2 protein-coding genes are annotated in these 2518 nt (G+C 47.4%); both read right to left on the reverse strand.

Annotated features, from left to right (window positions below):
• Nucleotide 1 precedes the first annotated feature (1 nt).
• Entirely contained in the window at nucleotides 2–1516 is a 1515-nt protein-coding gene (hpaE, locus tag QYG89_RS16950; RefSeq protein ID WP_404319393.1) for a 5-carboxymethyl-2-hydroxymuconate semialdehyde dehydrogenase, read from the reverse strand.
• Nucleotides 1517–1595: 79 nt separating this feature from the next.
• A partial coding sequence (hpaI, locus tag QYG89_RS16955) for a 2,4-dihydroxyhept-2-ene-1,7-dioic acid aldolase (RefSeq protein ID WP_404319395.1) occupies nucleotides 1596–2518 on the reverse strand: 923 nt, incomplete at its 5' end.

Genomic DNA, 2518 nt, shown 5'->3' on the forward strand with positions numbered 1-2518 from the left:
TTTATTTACCAAACTGCGGAATATGATGATCGCCGATAGCCACGTGGATGACTTTCGGTTCTGTATAAAATTCAAAGAGTGCATAGTGGCCGCCTTCTCTGCCAATGCCGCTTGCTTTCGTTCCGCCGAACGGGATTCGCAGATCACGCACGTTTTGAGCGTTGATCCAAACCATGCCCGCTTCGACTGCCTGTGCCACACGATGGCCGCGTTTCATGTCGTTCGTCCAGACAAATCCTGCCAAGCCGTAACGGACATTGTTCGCTGCTTCGATCACTTCTTCTTCTGTTTCAAATTCGATAACCGCCATGACAGGCCCAAAGATTTCCTCCTGGCATACCCTCATGTCGTTTTTCGCATTCAACAACAGCGTCGGCGGAACAAAGTTGCCTGCTTTGACTTCCTCAGGAACAATGCCCTGAACGACTTCACAGCCTTCTTCTTTCGCAATTTCAATGTAACTCTTTACTTTATTGAAATGCTCTTTCCCAATTAACGGCCCGAGCTGTGTTTTCGTATCCATCGGATCGCCAATTTTCAAGTTTTGCACCCGCTGCTTTAACTTTTCCACAAACTCATCTTTAATGTTTTTATGAAGGAACACACGGGAATTTGATGTACAGCGCTCCCCATTAAAGGAGAAGATGCCCCATACTGCCGCATCCAGCGCCCGATCAAGATCCGCGTCTTCAAACACGATGAGCGGAGATTTGCCGCCCAGCTCCATCGATGTTTTTTTCAGCGTATCTGCTGAATTTTTAATAATGATGGAGCCTGTTGTCGTTTCGCCTGTGAACGAGATCGCTTTCACATCCGGGTGGGCAACAAGCGCTCCTCCTGCCGTTTCGCCAAAACCGTGAACGATGTTAAACACACCTTCCGGCAGGCCGGCTTTATGAATGACTTCTGCCAGTTTATTCGCTGTTAAAGGCGATAGTTCGGCCGGTTTCAAGATCACTGTATTTCCAGTCGCCAGTGCCGGTGCGACTTTCCACGTTTCAAGCATAAACGGCGCATTCCACGGTGTAATCAAACCGATTGGGCCAAGCGGGTTGTATACCGTATAGTTGATGAATTCATCATCCATCGGGTAGGATTCCCCATGCAGCACCGTCTGCACCATGCGGGCGTAAAAACGGAAGTTCTCTGCCGCGCGGGACGTCATTTTTCTCGTCTGGCTGATTGGCAGGCCCGTATCCAGCGATTCTAAATACGCAATTTCTTCAATTTCTTCGTCAATCAAGTCAGCGATGCGGTTAATATATTTCATGCGTTCGGCCACTTTCATCCTGCCCCATGGCCCTTCTTCAAACGCTTTCCTTGCCGCTGCTACTGCTTGGTTAATATCTTCCGCGCGTCCTTCTGCGACGAGGTTATTCACTTCATTCGTAAAAGGATTGATATTTTCAAACGCTGCTCCCTCTGCGGCGTCTGTAAATTGCCCATTAATATATAATTTCACGTCGTCCACTCGTTTGTGAATTAACTTTTGTTCTCCAGATGTTTGCACTTGCATTATGGTCACTCCTTTTTGATTAGAGCTGTCTCATATCCTTATAAGACAGCTCCCGGCTGACTCTCCTTCGCCGAATCGTTTAGTTTGTGGAAACCCCTTGGGCTAAAATGTTGTACGACTGTAATACGCTGCGAATTTCATCTTGAAGCTCTTGTGCCGGCAGAGCCATCGGTCTTCTGAGTACCGGCTCGATTTTGCCCATCATGCCGAGTGCAGCTTTCACTGGTGACGGGTTCGTATCTTTAAACAACACATCGTTCAGCGGCATTAATTCGTAGTGAAGTTCCAATGCTCTTTCTGTATTTCCTTCCATCCAGGCATTGTGCATTTCCGCTACTTGCGCTGGTGCTACGTTCGCTGTTGCACTGATCGAACCGGCTCCGCCGATTGTCAGCATCGGATAGCAAAGCAGCTCGATTCCGGAGAATAATTTAAAGTCTCTTCCACAGTTCAATAAGACTCGATTCACATGTTCGAAATCTTTATTGGACTCTTTCGCGCCGATAATGTTCGGGCAGTCTTCCACTAAACGGGCTAACGTTTTCACTTCAAGGTTTACACCTGTGCGTCCTGGGATGTTGTAAACAATGATCGGAATATCGACCGCATCAGCGATGGATTTATAGTGGTTATACAGTGCATGCTGGGAAGGCTTGTTGTAATAAGGAACGATGACCATCGCTGCATCGGCACCCATTTCCTGTGCCGCTTTCGTTAAACGAAGCGCTTCGTTATAGTTCACAGATCCTGTTCCCGGTGCGAACGGAACGCGGCCGTTAATCGTTTGGATCGCTGTTTCCATCACAAGCTCGCGTTCTTCGACTGTTAATGAACTTGGCTCCCCGGATGTGCCTGTAACAGAAATTCCGTGGCTTCCGCTTTCAATCTGCCAGTTCACTAAACTTTTAAATGTTTCAATATCTAAACTTTCATCCTGCTTGAAAGGTGTAATAACCGGTGCAATCGACCCTTTTAATTTTTCTTTTGCCGCTTGAACTTTTG

The sequence above is a fragment of the Bacillus lumedeiriae genome, from assembly GCF_044891285.1.
Lineage (GTDB): Bacteria > Bacillota > Bacilli > Bacillales > Domibacillaceae > Pseudobacillus > Pseudobacillus lumedeiriae.